General features: G+C 59.2%; 15 protein-coding genes, 1 other RNA gene and 1 pseudogene. 10 read left to right on the top strand and 7 right to left on the bottom strand.

Annotated features, from left to right (window positions below):
- Positions 1-14: 14 nt before the first annotated feature.
- From WGT02_RS14605 to WGT02_RS14595, 3 genes are all read right to left on the bottom strand, one after another.
- Positions 15-812 (bottom strand): GH25 family lysozyme, encoded by a 798-nt coding sequence (locus tag WGT02_RS14605; RefSeq protein WP_024313640.1) that lies wholly within the window; start codon positions 810-812, stop codon positions 15-17.
- Positions 813-943: 131 nt separating this feature from the next.
- Positions 944-1,561 (bottom strand): class I SAM-dependent methyltransferase, encoded by a 618-nt coding sequence (locus WGT02_RS14600; RefSeq protein WP_051166634.1) that lies wholly within the window; start codon positions 1,559-1,561, stop codon positions 944-946.
- 50 nt (positions 1,562-1,611) lie between these two features.
- On the bottom strand, positions 1,612-2,856 hold the full coding sequence (locus tag WGT02_RS14595) for a DUF3419 family protein (protein WP_024313638.1): 1,245 nt from the start codon (positions 2,854-2,856) through the stop codon (positions 1,612-1,614).
- 172 nt (positions 2,857-3,028) lie between these two features.
- On the opposite strand from WGT02_RS14595, the gene WGT02_RS14590 reads away from it, so the two are divergent.
- Entirely contained in the window at positions 3,029-4,408 is a 1,380-nt protein-coding gene (locus tag WGT02_RS14590; protein WP_208250114.1) for a serine hydrolase, read from the top strand.
- Here WGT02_RS14590 and WGT02_RS14585 read toward each other — a convergent pair whose 3' ends face one another.
- The 3 genes from WGT02_RS14585 to WGT02_RS14575 form a co-directional block, all read right to left on the bottom strand.
- Entirely contained in the window at positions 4,409-5,344 is a 936-nt protein-coding gene (locus WGT02_RS14585; protein ID WP_208250116.1) for a lytic transglycosylase domain-containing protein, read from the bottom strand.
- A 113-nt stretch (positions 5,345-5,457) separates the two neighbouring features.
- Complete coding sequence (locus WGT02_RS14580; RefSeq protein WP_024313635.1) at positions 5,458-6,093, bottom strand: LysE family translocator; 636 nt, start codon at positions 6,091-6,093, stop codon at positions 5,458-5,460.
- Positions 6,094-6,151: 58 nt separating this feature from the next.
- The gene (locus WGT02_RS14575; RefSeq protein WP_024313634.1) at positions 6,152-7,363 is read right to left on the bottom strand and encodes a pyrophosphate--fructose-6-phosphate 1-phosphotransferase; all 1,212 of its coding nucleotides are present in this window, start codon (positions 7,361-7,363) and stop codon (positions 6,152-6,154) included.
- Positions 7,364-7,723: 360 nt separating this feature from the next.
- Between WGT02_RS14575 and WGT02_RS14570 the strand changes: the two genes are divergently transcribed.
- The 5 genes and pseudogenes from WGT02_RS14570 (at position 7,724) to rnpB (ending at position 11,763) form a co-directional block, all read left to right on the top strand.
- Positions 7,724-8,431 (top strand): DnaJ family molecular chaperone, encoded by a 708-nt coding sequence (locus WGT02_RS14570; RefSeq protein ID WP_024313633.1) that lies wholly within the window; start codon positions 7,724-7,726, stop codon positions 8,429-8,431.
- Complete coding sequence (locus tag WGT02_RS14565) at positions 8,428-9,192, top strand: N-acetylmuramoyl-L-alanine amidase (protein ID WP_024313632.1); 765 nt, start codon at positions 8,428-8,430, stop codon at positions 9,190-9,192. The genes WGT02_RS14570 and WGT02_RS14565 overlap by 4 nt, the downstream gene beginning before the upstream one ends.
- Positions 9,193-9,452: 260 nt before the next feature.
- On the top strand, positions 9,453-9,971 hold the full coding sequence (locus tag WGT02_RS14560; protein ID WP_024313631.1) for a lytic transglycosylase domain-containing protein: 519 nt from the start codon (positions 9,453-9,455) through the stop codon (positions 9,969-9,971).
- A gap of 99 nt (positions 9,972-10,070) precedes the next feature.
- Positions 10,071-11,257: pseudogene (locus WGT02_RS14555) on the top strand (NAD(P)/FAD-dependent oxidoreductase).
- Between the two features lie 110 nt (positions 11,258-11,367).
- Positions 11,368-11,763: RNase P RNA component class A (rnpB, locus tag WGT02_RS14550), an RNA gene on the top strand.
- A 44-nt stretch (positions 11,764-11,807) separates the two neighbouring features.
- Here the strand turns inward: rnpB and WGT02_RS14545 are convergent.
- Positions 11,808-12,002 (bottom strand): hypothetical protein, encoded by a 195-nt coding sequence (locus WGT02_RS14545; RefSeq protein WP_024313629.1) that lies wholly within the window; start codon positions 12,000-12,002, stop codon positions 11,808-11,810.
- A gap of 576 nt (positions 12,003-12,578) precedes the next feature.
- Here WGT02_RS14545 and mraZ point away from each other — a divergent pair.
- From mraZ to WGT02_RS14525, 4 genes are read left to right on the top strand one after another with little or no spacing between them, the layout of a single operon-like run.
- Positions 12,579-13,019 carry a division/cell wall cluster transcriptional repressor MraZ gene (mraZ, locus tag WGT02_RS14540; protein ID WP_024313628.1) on the top strand — a complete coding sequence of 147 codons (441 nt, stop codon included), beginning with the start codon at positions 12,579-12,581 and terminating at the stop codon, positions 13,017-13,019.
- A gap of 14 nt (positions 13,020-13,033) precedes the next feature.
- Entirely contained in the window at positions 13,034-14,059 is a 1,026-nt protein-coding gene (gene rsmH / locus WGT02_RS14535) for a 16S rRNA (cytosine(1402)-N(4))-methyltransferase RsmH (protein WP_024313627.1), read from the top strand.
- 1 nt (position 14,060) lies between these two features.
- Positions 14,061-14,468 (top strand): hypothetical protein, encoded by a 408-nt coding sequence (locus WGT02_RS14530; protein WP_024313626.1) that lies wholly within the window; start codon positions 14,061-14,063, stop codon positions 14,466-14,468.
- A 2-nt stretch (positions 14,469-14,470) separates the two neighbouring features.
- Entirely contained in the window at positions 14,471-16,222 is a 1,752-nt protein-coding gene (locus WGT02_RS14525; RefSeq protein WP_024313625.1) for a penicillin-binding protein 2, read from the top strand.
- Positions 16,223-16,278: the final 56 nt, after the last annotated feature.

Raw genomic sequence — 16,278 nt, 5'->3', positions numbered from 1 at the left:
ACCAGGGGACGTTACTAAGAATTTGTGTCCTTAGAGACTGCGGCTACCCAATTGTGCCAGTTCTGGCTCGATCCGGCGAAAACATTGATGTCCGTCGGGCCCTTGATACCAGGGATGACGCCCGTCGACGTGTACTGCCAGAAGGCCCAACGGCGGTCGGCATAGGTAACTTCGGGATGCTTTGCGACGGAGCGGACCCAGAAGTGATAATTCTGGAAGTAGCCGACGAGATTGTCGCGATGGAAGTCGACCGACGTGTAGATGATCGGACGCTTGCCGTAGTAGGCCTCGAGACGGTCCAGGAAGCGCTGCAGTTGGGCGCGGACCGTTGCCGGATCAGGGCGATAGCGGCAGGTCTTCGATTCCGAGTTCCATTCGACGTCGAGGACGGGCGGCAGGCGCATCGAATCCTTCGGCACATTGCTGATGAACCAGTCGGCCTGTTCATCAGGCGTCGAGCAGAAATAGTAGAAATGATAGGGCGCGTGGGGAATGCCAACGGAGCGGGCACGCTGCCAGTACTCATTGAAACGCGGATCGATGCGGTCTTTGCCTTCGGTCGCTTTGATGAATGCGAAGGCGACGCCGGAGTTCCTGACCGTCTGCCAGTCGATATCGCCCTGCCACTTCGACACGTCGATGCCGTGGATCGGCTGCTTCTCCGGATGCTTTGTTCCGAAGTCCTGAGGATCGGTGTCCTTGAAGCGCGTTTTTGGCTTTACGGACGCTGTTTCGAGATAGTCATAGCCCGATGACGTGCATCCAGCGAGCATGACAGCCAACGGCAAAACGCAAAACAGAAGCCGGCGCATAGATGTTCCGTCGCGAAACGAATGGAATTTTTGCCCCACAGCTCGACCTTCGTGATAAACGCGTCCAGCAGAGGAATGTCCCCTCTATTTGCCATATCAACGTAAAAATTCGGTTAGTTTCAAGCGAAATGTCAAGGTTTGGTCACAATGACGGCCCGCCAGGCATAGCCGCCGCCGATGGTCTCGAACGTAAGTCGTGCTTGGTTTTCAGAGGCTTGAGACTCCAGAACCTGCCGCAGATTGGCACGCGGCGACACGTGAAATTTTTGCAGCCACGCCTTGAGAACACGCGCAAACCAGCCTGGCAGGCGTTCCTGCTGGCCAAAATCGACGATGTGCAACTCGCCGCCGTGGGCTAGGGCGGCCAAGGCCGAGTCGATCGCGCACTCCCAATCCGGGATCATGGAAAGCGCGTAGGAAATGAGGATGCGGTCGAAGCCGCCGACGCCGAATTCGCGCGGCGTGAAGGCCGTCGCGTCCGCGACACGGAAATCCGGGAGCGTGGCTTTGGTCTCGAATGTCTTGCGCGCGGAGATCAGCATCTCCGCCGAAATATCGAGGCCGTAGAGCTTAGCCTGCGGATAATATCTATGGGCAAGCGCGAGGTTGCGGCCGGTTCCGCAACCGACCTCCAGCAGCGTGCCGCCTGCCGGCACATTCAGATTGCGGATCGTCTGATCGCGACCGAGCAGGTAATACTTACGCGTCAGGTCATAGATGTGGCGCTGATAGCGATACATGCCATCCATCAGGGCGGCATGGCGGTCGTCCTTGACGACCGGGTTGGTGTCGACGCCTCTCACGCGGTCTTCCTGTAGATATGGAAGCCGCCATAGATCGCCGAGCGATCGAGCGCCGTCAGTTCGATCGAGCGTTCCTCCATGTAGGTCCACTGATCGCCGATCGCAGGCGACAGGCGTCCTTCGATGATGCTTTTTTCGGCCGCGGTGCGGAAAATCACCCGAGCGCCTTCACGCGCGGTGCGGCTGATCTCGGCCCATAGATCATTCAGTTGCTGGTCCGTCATCCAATCCTGTGCGTCCAGAAGGATATAACGATCGCGCGAGGCGGCCGCCTCGCCGGCGAGAAGCTCGGTGAAGCTTGCATGATGAACGTTGACGCGATCCACATTGGCACGGATCGCCTCGTAGTTCGCCGGTTCGAGATAGGTCGGAAGCGGGCCGTCACCCTTCGGTGCGTAGCGGCGAGCGAAAGCCTGCCAGGCAAAATAGTTTTCCTGCATGGGGAAGTGGCAGGCGAGCTTTTCAAGACGGTGGCGCAGGACGGGAGCGATCGACTGGTCGGCTGCGAGGCTTGCCAGTTCGTCATACTGCTGCGGCGGGATGCCGAGGCCGAACAGCGAGCTCTTGCGGCCGGTGATCCAGCGTACGACCGGCTTGTCGAAGAGCGGTGCGATCCTCTCGTCGAAGAACTGGCGCTGCTCGCGCAGCGAACGTACCTTTGTCATCTCCGTCAGCTCGACGCCATGCAGGCGGGCAAGCAGGTGGGCTGCACCGATGAACCGACCGAGGAGGCCCGTTTCGTAGATGTTGCGGTCGAAAACCGTCACGCGCCGACGGCCGAACTTCCGGCCATTCCAGTAGTTCCGAGTTGTCTCGTCGAGATTTGCTGCGAGGAACTGGTCGAAGGCGTGGCTGTTCGACGTTTCGCGCGGTGTGGCGAGGAAGCGAACGAGGTCGGCGTGTCCGGGAAGGTGACGGAACGCCGCGAGTTTCAGCCGATTGAGGGCGATGTGATGCGCATTAAGGTCCACCACATCAATCGACGCCGGGCTTCTGGAGAGATAGGCGAGCATGTTGCAGCCGCCGGAGCCGATCGTTACGATGCGGTGATGCGGCTGAAGCTCCATCGCCAGCATGTCGAGGTCGGGATCTTCCCAAATTTGCGGGTAGACCAAGCCGGAAAACAATAGGCCGAAAAGCCGTTCCGAAAAGCCTGCCTTGGAGAAGGCATTGTGGCGGAGAAGGGCTGCCTTGAGTTTCCGGTTCTTGCGGAAGCCGGCATCCGGTGCAAATTCCGTCATATGAATCTTTCACCCTTTTAGCGTTCAGGGCGTTTAGCGCGCCGTCACTACAGTTTGATGACGCAGGCTGTGGGCAGGGCTTTGCGCGGCTGCAAATAGAAACGCATCCGGGCGTTCGGGTCTTTCGCGCCGCGGGCTTTCCTGCTTTTCTTGCAGGCATGGAGGACCGTACATGCGATTTGTGCTGCGTGTCGTGAAGTCACTTGCCCTTCTGCTGGTCGTGATCGTCGCTATGGGCGCGACTTGGCTTTACGTCAGCCCACCGGAATTGCTGCGGGTGGGTGATGGCTATGCAGCCAAGATCGTTTGCTCGAACGTCTTCCTCGCAGGGCGGGATCCTGAACAGGTGCTCTACGAGGACGTTCAGGCGCCGGGAAATCCGTTGCTGCGGCTGGTGCGTGTGGCTGTCGACAGGCAGGAGAAGCGAGTTACAGCGCGCATCCTCGGGGTCTTCGCACCGGGCTATGCGATCTATCGCGGCGCACTCGGCTGCAGCAGCGTGCCGGACGGGGATTTTGAAGCGGCAGCGAGCGCAGTGCCCGATCGCCCTGCCGCTCCAGAGCCGCAAAATGATGAGATATGGCCGGAGGGCAACGCCGTCGCAAAGGTCGATGACAGCCGTGTCGACGCGCTGCTTTCAGACACCAATTTGACCGGTCCTGAAGCGCGCGCGGTTGTCGTCGTTCACAACGGCCGTATCATCGCCGAGCACTACGGTGACGGCTTCAATCCAACAACGCCGCTGACGGGCTGGTCGATGACGAAGACCGTCAATGCAGCGATCGTCGGACGGCTGATGCTCGACAACAGGATCGCGTTTGGTGACGCAGCCCTCCTGCCGCAGTGGCAGGGCGGCGATCATTCAGCAATCAAGCTCAGGGATCTTCTGGGCATGGAGAGCGGCCTGGCCTTCAACGAGAGTTATGGCACGGTCGCCGATGTCACACGAATGCTCTATCTCGATGCAGATATGACGGCACTGCCGGCGAGCCTCCCCTTGGAGGCGAGCCCGGGCGTGCGCTTCAACTATTCGAGCGGCACATCGGTCTTGATCTCGAAGATATGGATGGATCGGATCGGCAACATGCAGGCAGCGCTTGCCTATCCCAAGATGGCGCTGTTCGATCCGCTCGGCATGTCGAGCGCCGTTCTGGAGGTCGATGCCCGCGGCACCTTTGCCGGCAGCTCTTATCTCTACGCCACAGTGCGGGATTGGGCTCGTTTCGGCCAGTTTCTTCTTCAGGACGGTGTCTGGAATGGACAGAGGCTGTTGCCGGAACGGTTCATGGCGGCAATGAGGACGCCGACTGCCGCCTCTGGTGGCAAATATACGCAGGCGCAGGCCTGGCTCGCTGCGCCGGGCGGCGATAGCAGCGCGACTGCCGGTCTTCCTGAAGACACGTTCTGGATGGAAGGGCATGATGGACAGAGTGTCGCGATCGTGCCGTCTGCGAAGCTTGTCGTCGTCAGGCTCGGGCTGACGCCAAGCTGGCTTGGCTATAGACCGCAGATCCTCGTGAAGGAGATTCTAGCGGCGCTTCCTCGGCAGTAGTCAGTAGTTCCCGTGGGCGACGTCGTCCATGCCCTTGCGCTTGGCGTCGTAATAGTAGCCACGGGCATAGAGGCGGACAGCATCGTCTTCACTGCTGTCGGACACAAGCCAGGCGCCGCGGAGATACTTGGCGGCGTATTTGATGTTGGTCTCGGCGTCAAACAGGCCCGCAGGTTCGCCATCGTAGCCCATCGACTTGGCCGTATTGTACTTGATCTGCATCAGGCCAAAATAACCGCGCTTGTTATAGGCCTTGGCATTGTAGCGGCTTTCGCGATGCACGACGCGGTGAAGCAGCGAGGCGGGCACCCGGTAAAGTTTCGAGTACTTGTCGATGATCTTGGTGATCGCGCTTTTCTCGACGGTCGGTGCGCCATCGTCATCGCTATCACTGAACATGGGTGGAGCAGCCGGCGGATCGGAGGGCCCCGAGGTGTCGAAACCGTAGTCCATCATCGGATGCGGTGTGGTGTCGATCGCGGAAAGCGCGGCGATGGCACCGCCGCCGTTCTGAGGCGTTGCTGCAAAGGCAAGCTGCGTCGCCGGGGAGGGGGGTCCCGGGCGCGGGGTCGGTACGACGGACTGAATCGCCGTCATCTCAGGCGTCAGCGGGATCTGCGCATTACCCGTTGCCGTCGCTGTCTGGATTTGACCGTTTAACTGAGAGGGATCGGTTGCCGGCATGGCGGGCGCTGCGAGGGCGATCGCCGTCTGGTCAGCGGCGGTGATCATCGCCGTTTCTGTCGTTCCTTCGCCGGCGGGCACGGCTGCAAGCGTAGCGTCTTCGCCCGGCTTCGGCGTCGGGACAACGGTCTGGACTGCGGTTAATTCGGCCTGCGACGTGTATTCGACGCTCGTGCATCCGGCGACAACGCCGCAGAGCATCGTGGAAACGATGAGACTGCGTTTCAGGCCGGAAAAACCGATCGCTACCATACTCTCACTTTCGTGAATGCGCCGCCCCGGCAGCGTTAGAAGTTACCAAAAACCTTAAGCCCGGATTTCGCCATTAACGTATTCGTTGCTTTGCTGCAACCCGCTGGAATTATTTACGCGGCGATGCGCCGATAGCCGGCTGTGACGGCGCCCGCAGCAATGAGCAAAGTGCCGCCGGTGCGGTTGACTGCGCGCTGGACACTTGCCTTGCGAATGAGGCCGCGCGCTGCGTTTGCGGCGAGCGCATAGATGGAAGCGTTGATGGTTGCAAGAACCAGGAAGGTGGCTTCCATGATCAGCATCTGGCCGAAAAACGGCTGAGCCGGATTCAGGAACTGCGGAACGAATGCGACGAAAAACACGATGCTCTTCGGATTGAGCGCCGTGACGACATAAGCGTGGAGGAAAACCTTGAGCGATTTCTTTTCGGGCAGGTTGTCATTGTCTGCCATCGGCTCGGACATGACCGGCGCTCGCCAGAGTTTGATGCCGAGCCAGATCAGATAGGCGCCACCGACCCACTTCAATACCGTGAACAGGGTTGCGGAGGCCGCGAGTACGGCCCCCAATCCGAATAGCGATGCGGTCATCGCGGTGAAGTCGCCGAGCGCAACACCAGTTACCGTCGCGAGCGCCGTCTTGCGTCCATGGCCGAGGGCATAGGAAACGACGAGGAGAATTGTCGGGCCCGGAATGGCCAGCATGATTGCAGACGCAGCGGCAAAAGCGAACCAGGCTTCGAGCGACATGGAATCTCCTCCTATTCCCTAGGGTAAAAGCAAAGACACCATATCAACCCTCAGTCAATCATGCTGCCTGGTATTTCTGTCCAATCGTCTCCATGACCTGCGCGAACCATCTGGTCGAGGTGTCGAAGGCCTTGCCACCCTTGATGCGCGGGAACTCGATCGTTCGCAACTTGCCGTTCTGCGCTTCGTCATGACCGGTGACGCCGGAAATCTTGTTGAGGGCGCTTTCGACGGCAAGGTCGGTCATGCTCTGGATGAGACGAAGGTCGTCGTTGTTGGCGGGGGCAGAACGGGCAAAGTAGCCGGACTTCTGCACCAGCGAACGCTCGGCGTTGATGAGGCCAGCGAACTGCTTCTGGAACCAGCCGCCGACGTTGATCGTGTCGATCTTCACGTGTCCGAAGGCGTCGCGCTTGATGGTTTCGCCCGCCGCTTCACGTTCCGCGACGATGGCGTCGAGGCAGGCGCCTTCCGACACGAACACGGTCGCATGGCCGGTGCGGTCCATGACTTCCCTCAGCCGGGCCGCTTCCGCATCGAGATCAAACGCCATCTCGGGCAGATAGACCGCGTCGATGCTCTTCATCTTGGCGTTCGTCATGAAGCCATCGACATATTCGTAATTCTTCGTCCGCTGTAGATAGGCGCGGGCGGTTGCCGCCGTCAGCCAGCCGCAGTGGCGTCCCATGACTTCGTGGATGATCAAGGTGCGCGGTGCTGCCGTCTGCTCGTTGCTGACGTTGTCGAAGAAGTGGGCTCCGACTTCGGCAGCCGTCCATGCACCGAGTGACTGGCGGATGGGGACGACGTCGTTGTCGACGGTTTTAGGCAGGCCGACGACCGTCAGATTGTAGCCATTGGCGGCCAGATATGCCGCGAGGTCGGCCGCCGTGGTGTTGGTGTCGTCGCCGCCGATCGTATGAAGGATCGTGATCCCGTCGTTGGCGAGGCGTTCGGCTGCGACGCGCAACGGGTTTTCACCTTCCTTGACGAGACCGCGCTTCACGCAATCGGCCGCGTTGGTGAGCTTGACGCGGCTATTGCCGATCGGCGAGCCACCGTAGCGATGCAGAAGCGGCGCCTTCTCCCGCATATCGGCGGTGATCTTGATGCTGTCGCCGAGGAGCACGCCCTGGTATCCGGAGCGGTAGGCGACGAGCTCGATGTCAGGCGCCACGTCGCTATAGCGTTCGATAAGTCCGCCGACCGCGGACGACAGACAGGGTGCCAGGCCTCCAGCCGTGAGCATTGCGACTTTCTGTTTGGCCATGATCCCTCCATTGTCACGTATCAGCGCAGTTGCGTGCTGCTTACCTAACGCATGGATGCGACAGGGAAAGGGGCATGTAAAGTGTCGTTATTATGAAAATCATGCCCTGAACGGCGAAGGCGGACAGAAGCGCTGATATAATCGTTTCAAGCTCGAGATGCCCCGTGCCGAAGGGTTGTGGAAATCGCGTCACCCGGCCGGCAGCAATTGGAACTTGGGTGCGATGCGGGGATGATCCCAGTGCAACCATGAACGAATTGTGAAAAGTGTATTCCGCCCTACGACCAATCGCCGCCTTGCAAAGGCAACCATTATTTGGTCAAGGTGTTTTACACCTGTTTGCACGGCGAGAGACTTTTTATGTCCTTCTGGGAAAAACTGCTGAACGCCATTGGCAACACTGCGGGCAATGTCCTTTCGGCGGTGGTCGAGGCCATTCGGACGGTTTTCGAGGGCGACCCCGAGACGCGCCGGAAGGTCGCCTTCTCGGTCGCGATCATCGCTTTGTCGGCAAAAATGGCCAAGGCCGATGGAATCGTCAGCGAGAAGGAGGTGGATGCCTTCCGTGAGATCTTCGAGTTCCCGCCCGAGCAGGCGAAGAACGTCGCACGTCTCTACAATCTGGCGCGTCAGGACGTCGCTGGTTACGAGGCCTACGCGGAGCGTTTGTCGTCTTTGTGCGTGACATGCGCCGCCAACTGCCCGGTGCTGGAAGAGGTTCTAGACGGTCTCTTCCATATCGCCAAGGCGGATGGGCTCGTCCACGAGAAGGAGCTGGCGTTCCTGCGGCATGTGGGCGAGATTTTCCATATGAACGAAGAGCATTTCGAAAGGATTGCCGCGCGCCATGTCTCAATGGGACGTGATCCCTACAAGGTGCTCGGGGTGTCGCCCTCCGATGACTTCACGACGATTCGCCGCCGCTATCATGGCCTTGTCAGCGAACATCATCCGGATCGGCTGATTTCCCGCGGCGTACCGGCCGAGTTCCACGCCATCGCCAATGAGCGAATGGCCGCTCTGAATGCAGCCTACGAGGCGATCGAAAAGGAACGCCGCGCCGCATGACCTCGTTCGAGGCCGACTACCGGAAGGCGAGCGTTCGTCCTTCGCCCAATCACGGCGAGCGCGCAGGCGGGCGCAAGCCCGACATGATCCTTCTGCACTATACAGGCATGCCAACGCGGGATGGAGCGTTGGAATGGCTCTGTCGTGACGAGAGCCAGGTCTCGAGTCACTACTTCGTAAGTGAAGACGGCGAGGTTCTTCAGCTCGTGCCTGAGGAGCGCCGCGCCTGGCACGCCGGCAAAAGTTATTGGCAGGGCGAGACCGATATCAACTCTCTGTCGATCGGGATCGAGATCGCCAATGCAGGGCATCCCGGCGGTCTTCCCGAGTATCCGCAAGAACAAATTCAGGCGCTCGTTGAATTGTGTCGCGATTGCGGCCAACGTTGGTCCATCGTGCCCGAACGGGTGCTTGGGCACTCCGATGTCGCACCGATTCGGAAGGTTGATCCGGGGGAAAAATTTCCCTGGAAAGACCTCCACAGAGCCGGTGTCGGGCACTGGGTCGAGCCTGCCCCGATTGCTGGTGGAAGATTTTTCCAACGCGGTGACCGCGGCCAGCCGGTCGAGGCCCTGCAGTCGATGCTCTCGCTTTACGGTTATGCGACAGAAATCACAGGCGAATTCTCCGACAGGACGGCAGGCGATGTCGAGGCCTTCCAGCGCCACTTCCGGCCTGCTCGGATCGATGGAATCGCAGATTTTTCGACGATAGACACGCTGCACCGTTTGCTGGCGTCGCTTTCACATTACGTCTCATAAGTCGTACTTTTATGACGGCACCGACTCCCAAGAATTCGGGAGTCTGCTGCGCCGCCACATGATTTCCCTATTATCTCCTCATTGCGATGGTCTAACGCCATCGTCGAACGGCGCCGCCTGGTTTGTTTTAGGGTTTCAGGCGGTTGTCAATTGAAACAAAAAGAAATGCTGCAGAATAGCTAATGTATATCTGCCGCATGTAGCCGGATTATTATTTAATCATGATCCGGAATTTCTTTGGGTCGGAGTAATTAGACTGAATGAATAAGATTATTTCTGCTGCAGTGTGCGTCAGTACACTGTTGATGGGCATCAATTGCGCCTTCGCGGGCGAGTGGGGTGGAAGGATCCAGACACTTCCTTTGAAGACTGTCGATCGGACTAGCGGCTATGCGATGCCGGACTTCACCGCCAACAACTATTCAGCTCTCATCATCAAATACGCAAACCAATACAACGTCCCTGTCGAGCTTGCTCAGGCGGTCGTGCGCGTCGAGAGCAATTTCAATCCCGATGCACGTGGTAGCGCGGGTGAAGTCGGCCTCATGCAGATCAAGCCGGCCACGGCAAGGATGATGGGTTACTCGGGTACGAGGAAGGGCCTGTTCGATCCCGAGACAAACATCAAGTTCGGCATGAAATACTTGGCTACAGCGCATCAGCTCGGCGGTGGCGAAACCTGCGACACGATCCTGAAGTACAATGCCGGCCACGGTGCCACCCGCATGAATCCGGTCTCCAAGGCCTATTGCGGCAAGGTCCTGGCGATGCTCGACTGATCATCTAAAACCGCTTGTTCGAGAATCGCTTCGGCCGGGCAAGTAAGAATATGATTCAACTTGGCGCCTGTGTTATCTCGCCTCTGAATGAGGTGACATATGGCAGTTGATTTCAAGGTGATCATCGTCGGACGCGGGATGATGGGCGCGGCTGCGGCCCGCCATCTTTCCGGCATGATCGACGGTGTTGCGCTCATCGGCCCCGGTGAGCCAGCCGAGCGCAAGAGCCATCACGGTGTTTTTGCCAGTCATTACGACGAGGCCCGCATCACCCGGTCCTTCGACGACAATATGGTCTGGGCGATGCTGGCGGCACGCTCGCTCGACCGCTACCGGGAAATCGAAGCGAAGAGCGGCATTTCCTTTTTCTCGGAGGCGGGTTGTCTGTTTGCCGGACCGCCCGCCCGGCCGGGCCAGGGATTCCTTGGGGGGCGCTGCAGGTAACCGAAGCGCTCGATCTCGACGTCGAAACATTGCCGCCTGCGGCATTGCGCGACCGCTTTCCTCAGTTTGCGCTCAATCCTTCGTTCAACGGCTATCTCGAGGCGCGGCGTGCAGGCCACATCGATCCGCGCGCGTTGGTTCGGGCTCAAACCAAACTTGCCGAGCAGGCCGGTGTGACGGTCATCGATGCAACTGTTGGTGCGGTTCGTGACGAAGGCACGTTCGTAGAGATCCATGCGGATGGCAAGCGCTGCACCGCGGAACGTGTGCTGGTCGCCGCCGGCGGGTTCAGCAATTTCAATGATCTTCTGCCTGATGCCATCGATGTTCGCGTTGCGGCACGCACCGTCGCCTTCTTCGAGCTTAGTGAGCGGGAAATGACGATCTTCTCCGAAATGCCTTCGACGATCGTCTTTGGTGACCGCGACGAGGACCATGTCTATATCCTTCCGCCGGTCGGCTATCCCGACGGCAAGACCTATCTCAAGCTCGGCGGCGATCTGGAAACGCGCTCATTCGACACGCTGGAGGATATCGGAGCATGGTTTCGCTCTGACGGAGATTCGCTCGAGCGCGATCATCTGGTGTCAACGGCTTTGCGGCTCATGCCAGCATTGGCCGGCTGCCCAACGACCTCCGCGCCATGTGTGGCGACCTTCACGACAAGTGCATATCCCTACGTGGGATATACGGATTCGCCGCGGATCGCGGTGCTGACCGGTGGCAATTTCGTTGCCGCGAAATCATCGGATGAGCTCGGTCGACTGGGCGCTGTCATCATGACGCAAGGCTGGCTCGGGGCCGAGGACTTCGGCAGGGAACTGACGCCCGTCTTCCGCTAGGCACGCGCGCCTGGTGGCGAGGAGGCGCTTCGGCTAACCCTTGCACTATTGCGTGGAGATTGGCGATATTTCAGTGGAATTCGGCCCAAGTCTCCGCTAAGGGAGCCGTGCCAGTTGGCCGGGCAGCCGCGCTTTACCAATGCCGAAAGGCGGTAGGGTGAGGAAAGTCCGGGCTCCACGGAAACACGGTGCCGGATAACGTCCGGCGAGGGCGACCTCAGGGAAAGTGCCACAGAAAGCAAACCGCCTGCCTCGGCAGGTAAGGGTGAAAGGGTGGGGTAAGAGCCCACCGCATCTCCGGTAACGGCGATGGCAAGGTAAACCCCACCGGGAGCAAGACCGAATAGGGATGACGTGGGGGGCGCAAGCCTTCCGGCCGGTTTCCAGGTCAGTCATCCGGGTGGGTTGCGTGAGGCAGCGTGCGAACGCTGTCCCAGAGGAATGGCTGCCACGTTCCGGCTTCGGCCGGGGCCATACAGAACCCGGCTTACAGGCCAGCTGGCGAACTACCTTTGCAGGAGCGTGCCTTCCGTGTGATTGCCGTCGGTTGCTAATGAGCGGTCGGCGCCTTCGCCAGACATTCCTCGCAGGTGGTGCTGCTGCGAGCAAGAATAGACCAACGCTTGAATATCTTGCCGCAGGAATCGCATTTTATATCGGTCGTCATGCCAGTCTGCGACAGCGGAATACGCTTTTCCGGCTCAAAACGCCCGTAAAGAAGCCCCTTTAATGTGAAGTTTGTCATAGCAGTACTCCACGTTATTTATTTAGCACTGCATAATATGCGGCAGCCTCCAACTAGTTCAATTCTCCGGCACTTCATTATTTTGCACGTGGTTCTATCCGAAGGGGTTGGTCGCCTACTTCAAAGTGGATAGCCGCGGCCTACCTCTTCATGTGGCGTCGCGACAATTCGCCTCGTCCATGAATGCGCCGCGCTAAGACGCTGTATGAAATTGCCTATTTGCCTGTCGCTATTTGGGTCATCTGCCGCCGTCGAAAGGGTGGCGAGCGCGCCGCTATTCAGCCTGCAGATGCGCGATCCTAACCCTTTGTTAAACTTAACAGCTTATAAATTTTCGATACTGCGCTCATCGTGAGACGGGCGTTTCCCATTGACGCCCATATGGTCCCATGTTATCCCATTTATGCACTGCGCACGGGCAGGTAGGTGCCCATCAATCGCAAAGCCAAGGCGTCTTCCTTTCCGGAAGCGCCGGATGGGATTGTGCCCATTCGGCTCGCGAGGCTGTGCCTGAATTTCGGGGTTCCGGGCTTGTGAGTTCAGTCCGGGCTCTTTTGGGAACGGATGTTTCGTGTCATGAGCCGCTTCCTTTCAAATGCGACCAACAGAATCGATTCCAAGGGCAGGGTCTCCGTGCCGGCAGCGTTTCGATCCGTGCTGGCGCAGCGCAATGTTCAGGAGCTCTATTGCTTCCAGGACTTTGTGTTTCCGGCAATCAGCGTCGGCGGTCCGGACCTTCTGGAAAGGTTCGAGCGTCAGATCGCTGCGGAGGATCCGTTTTCGCCGGATGCGAACGAGATGTCGCTTCTGATCCACGGGGGCGGTATCTTCATGAAGCTCGATGCGGAAGGTCGGCTGATGGTCACGGATTTCATTCGCGACTTCACCGGCGTCTCCGACGAGGTGACCTTCGTCGGTCGGGCGGATCATTTTCAGCTGTGGCAGCCGCAGGCATTTCAGGCTGCGCAGATGCAGGCACGAGGAGGGCGTCGGCTGGCGGGCAGGCGTTTCGAATAATACGAGGGAACGGAATGGCGGCGAATCCTGGCGGAGATTCAACTGATGCCGGTGGCGGACCGGTTCGCCACATTCCGGTTCTTCTCGACGAGGTTCTGGGTGCGCTCGAACCTTCCCCTGGCAAGCTCATTCTGGATGGCACATTCGGCGCGGGCGGCTATGCGTCAGCCATTCTCGATGCTGGCGCCGATGTGATTGCGCTGGATCGCGATCCGACCGCTATCGAAGCCGGCCAGGCGCTTGTGGCAAACAGTCAAGGTCGTTTGAAACTCGTTCATTCTCAGTTCTCTCATTTGGCCGAGTGTGCTCCCCACGACGGGCTCGACGGGGTCGTGCTCGATATCGGCGTGTCGTCGATGCAGATTGACGAAGCGGAGCGCGGTTTCTCCTTTCAGAAGAACGGCCCTCTGGACATGCGCATGTCGGCTGCAGGCGTTTCTGCGGCCGATGTGGTCAATCGCGCCAAGGTGGCCGATCTGATTCGTATCTTCCATTTTCTCGGAGAAGAAAGTCAGTCGCCGCGCATTGCCCACGCGATCGAAAAGCGGCGTGCCGAAAAGCCCTTCGAGACGACGCGCGATCTGGCTGGGCTGATCGAGCTCGTTACGCCGCGCAAGATGAAGGACAAGATTCATCCGGCGACGCGCGTTTTTCAGGCGCTCAGGATTTTCGTCAACGATGAGCTCGGCGAACTGGCGCAGGCGCTCTTTGGTGCCGAGCGGGCGCTGAAGCCCGGCGGGCGTCTGGTTGTCGTCACCTTCCATTCGCTTGAGGATCGGATCGTCAAGACGTTCTTCTCAGATCGTGCCGGCAAGGCGTCGGGCTCGCGTCATCTGCCCGTCGCGCACGAGCGCGCGGCGACCTTTGAGCGGATCGGCAAGCCGATGGTGGCTGCAAGCGAGGCGGAAGCCGAGGTCAACCCGCGGGCGCGCTCCGCCAAGCTGCGTGCAGGGCTGCGCACCGCAGCCCCCGCCGAAGCGGCTGATGTTTCCATCTTCGGGCTGCCGAACCTGGCAAGTCTCGGAAAGCTCGGAGCTTGATATGCTGAGAACGTTGGACCTCATCCTGGTCGGTGTCATGACAGCCGCGGCTGCCGTCACCTACACGATCAAGCATCACGCAGAACTCAAGCTCGAGGAAGTTCATCGCCTTGAAGCGGAGATCAAGCTCGAGAAGGACACGATCGACCTGTTGAAGGCCGATTGGGCGTTGCTGTCCCAGCCGAACAGGCTCGAGCGTCTCGTCAACAACTACAATGGCGAACTTCAGCTGCAGCCGACGGCGTCCACCTCTCTCGTTCATGCCAGCGAGTTGCCGATGCTGAAGTCGCAGGTTGCGGTTCCCGACGTTACCGAGGCGAAGGCTGGTTCAGGCGCCAAAGCGAAGCCTAAGGCAGTGGTGCCGCAACCCGAAGAAGAAGACCTGATGGCAACCGGATCGGTGGAGTAGAGATGTCCTTTCTTTCACGCATCATGGTCTTGAAGAGCCAGGCGCATTTTTCCGCTGGCGTATACAACCGTCTTGGCGGGGCGTCCGGCAACGTGCAGATCGAGGGATCGAGAAAGAAGAAGGCAGTACAGGCCAAGAGCCGCGTCGGTCTGCTGATCGTCGGATTCCTCGGGGTCTATTGCGTGATCGGTGGGCGTCTCGTCGAATACGCGATTCGCGATCCGGAAGTTGTGTCCAGCATACTGCCGCCGGATCGTCTGATGGCGTCGCGCCCTGATATTCTGGATCGAAACGGCGAAGTGCTGGCAACCGATATCCGCACCGTCTCGCTCTTTGCCGAGCCGAACAAGGTCGTCGATGCGGACGAGGCCGTCGAGAAGCTTGCCACGGTTTTGCCTGACCTCGACATGAAAGGCACCTACAAGAAGCTCGCGAACCGCACATCCCATTTTGCCTGGTTGCGGCGCCAGTTGACACCGAAGCAGCAGAGCCAGATCCTTGCGCTCGGCATTCCCGGCATCGGTTTCCGGCCTGAAAAACGCCGCTTCTATCCCGGTGGCGCGACTGCTGCGCATATCCTCGGTTACGTCAACATCGACAACCGCGGCGTTGCCGGCATGGAAAAATACATCGATGATCAGGGACTTGCCGACCTTGCTTCAGTTGGCATGACAAGCGATCAGCCGCTTGAACCGGTGCGCTTGTCGATCGACGTTCGTGTCCAGAACATCGTGCGTGATGTCGTCGTCAACGCAGTCAAGAATTACGAGGCAAAGGGCGCCGGCGCCGTCATCCTCGATATTCATACCGGTGAGGTGCTTGGGATGGCATCGGCGCCGGATTTCGATCCCAACAATCCGCTGGAAGGCGCCAAGGAGGGCTGGCTCAACCGCATGTCGAATGGCACGTTCGAGATGGGGTCGACCTTCAAGACCTTCTCGCTCGCCATGGCGCTCGACACGGGCAAGGTCAGCCTCAACGACAGCTTCGATGCGACACAGCCGATCCGCATCGGCGGCTTCACTATCCATGACTTCCACGGTCAGCGCCGTTGGCTAACGCTGCCCGAAGTGTTCCAGTACTCGTCGAACGTCGGTACCGCCCGCATCATCGACATCGTCGGCATGGATGCTCAGAAAGACTACCTGACGAAGCTCGGCCTTTTGACCAAGATGCAGACCGAACTGCCCGAAGTGAAAATGCCGAGCCAACCGAAGGTTTGGAAGAAAATCAATTCCATCACGATTTCCTTTGGCCACGGGGTGTCGACCACCCCGCTGCAGACTGCCGTCGCCGGTGCCGCGCTCGTCAATGGCGGCAAGCTCATCGAGCCGACCTTCCTGCCGCGCAACCGTGAGCAGGCAGATGAAGTCGCTGAAGTGGTCGTCAAGAAGAGCACCAGCGACGACGTGCGCTATCTCTTCAAGCTGAACGGCATCAAGGGCTCGGGCCGCAATGCGGACGTTCCCGGCTTCAACGTCGGCGGAAAGACCGGAACGGCCGACAAGGTCGTCAACGGCCGCTATGCGACGAACCTCAACTTCAATGCGTTCCTTGCGGCGTTCCCGATCGATGACCCGAAATATGTCGTTCTTACTTTCTGCGATGAACCGCACAATGGTGAGAAGGGCCAGAACATCGCCGCGTACACTGCAGCGCCGATGGTGAAGAACATCATTGCCCGCGCAGCGCCAATTCTCGGTGTGGAACCCAAGTTCGGTGACGACGGATCGGCCATGTTGGTGTCTTATTGAGTCTGAATGAATGTCGGAGCCGATTCGCCACGGGGCGCGGCGGCTTGAAAGAGAAA

Origin of the sequence: Rhizobium sp. T1470, from assembly GCF_042140505.1 — a bacterium.
In the GTDB taxonomy this organism is placed as follows: domain Bacteria; phylum Pseudomonadota; class Alphaproteobacteria; order Rhizobiales; family Rhizobiaceae; genus Rhizobium; species Rhizobium favelukesii.
Note: the sequence above shows the minus strand (reverse complement) of the source record. Positions and strands in the feature narration are given on the sequence as shown.

What these genes read in the sequence shown, in the direction of transcription:
- rsmH (WP_024313627.1), top strand. Translation starts at nt 13,034, where the DNA reads ATGGCGGCGAATCCTGGCGGAGATTCAACTGATGCCGGTGGCGGACCG.
- WGT02_RS14605 (WP_024313640.1), bottom strand. Translation starts at nt 812, where the DNA reads ATGCGCCGGCTTCTGTTTTGCGTTTTGCCGTTGGCTGTCATGCTCGCT.
- WGT02_RS14525 (WP_024313625.1), top strand. Translation starts at nt 14,471, where the DNA reads ATGTCCTTTCTTTCACGCATCATGGTCTTGAAGAGCCAGGCGCATTTT.
- WGT02_RS14545 (WP_024313629.1), bottom strand. Translation starts at nt 12,002, where the DNA reads ATGACAAACTTCACATTAAAGGGGCTTCTTTACGGGCGTTTTGAGCCG.
- WGT02_RS14560 (WP_024313631.1), top strand. Translation starts at nt 9,453, where the DNA reads ATGAATAAGATTATTTCTGCTGCAGTGTGCGTCAGTACACTGTTGATG.
- WGT02_RS14565 (WP_024313632.1), top strand. Translation starts at nt 8,428, where the DNA reads ATGACCTCGTTCGAGGCCGACTACCGGAAGGCGAGCGTTCGTCCTTCG.
- WGT02_RS14590 (WP_208250114.1), top strand. Translation starts at nt 3,029, where the DNA reads ATGCGATTTGTGCTGCGTGTCGTGAAGTCACTTGCCCTTCTGCTGGTC.
- WGT02_RS14585 (WP_208250116.1), bottom strand. Translation starts at nt 5,344, where the DNA reads ATGGTAGCGATCGGTTTTTCCGGCCTGAAACGCAGTCTCATCGTTTCC.
- WGT02_RS14570 (WP_024313633.1), top strand. Translation starts at nt 7,724, where the DNA reads ATGTCCTTCTGGGAAAAACTGCTGAACGCCATTGGCAACACTGCGGGC.
- WGT02_RS14595 (WP_024313638.1), bottom strand. Translation starts at nt 2,856, where the DNA reads ATGACGGAATTTGCACCGGATGCCGGCTTCCGCAAGAACCGGAAACTC.
- WGT02_RS14575 (WP_024313634.1), bottom strand. Translation starts at nt 7,363, where the DNA reads ATGGCCAAACAGAAAGTCGCAATGCTCACGGCTGGAGGCCTGGCACCC.
- mraZ (WP_024313628.1), top strand. Translation starts at nt 12,579, where the DNA reads ATGAGCCGCTTCCTTTCAAATGCGACCAACAGAATCGATTCCAAGGGC.
- WGT02_RS14600 (WP_051166634.1), bottom strand. Translation starts at nt 1,561, where the DNA reads ATGGATGGCATGTATCGCTATCAGCGCCACATCTATGACCTGACGCGT.
- WGT02_RS14530 (WP_024313626.1), top strand. Translation starts at nt 14,061, where the DNA reads ATGCTGAGAACGTTGGACCTCATCCTGGTCGGTGTCATGACAGCCGCG.
- WGT02_RS14580 (WP_024313635.1), bottom strand. Translation starts at nt 6,093, where the DNA reads ATGTCGCTCGAAGCCTGGTTCGCTTTTGCCGCTGCGTCTGCAATCATG.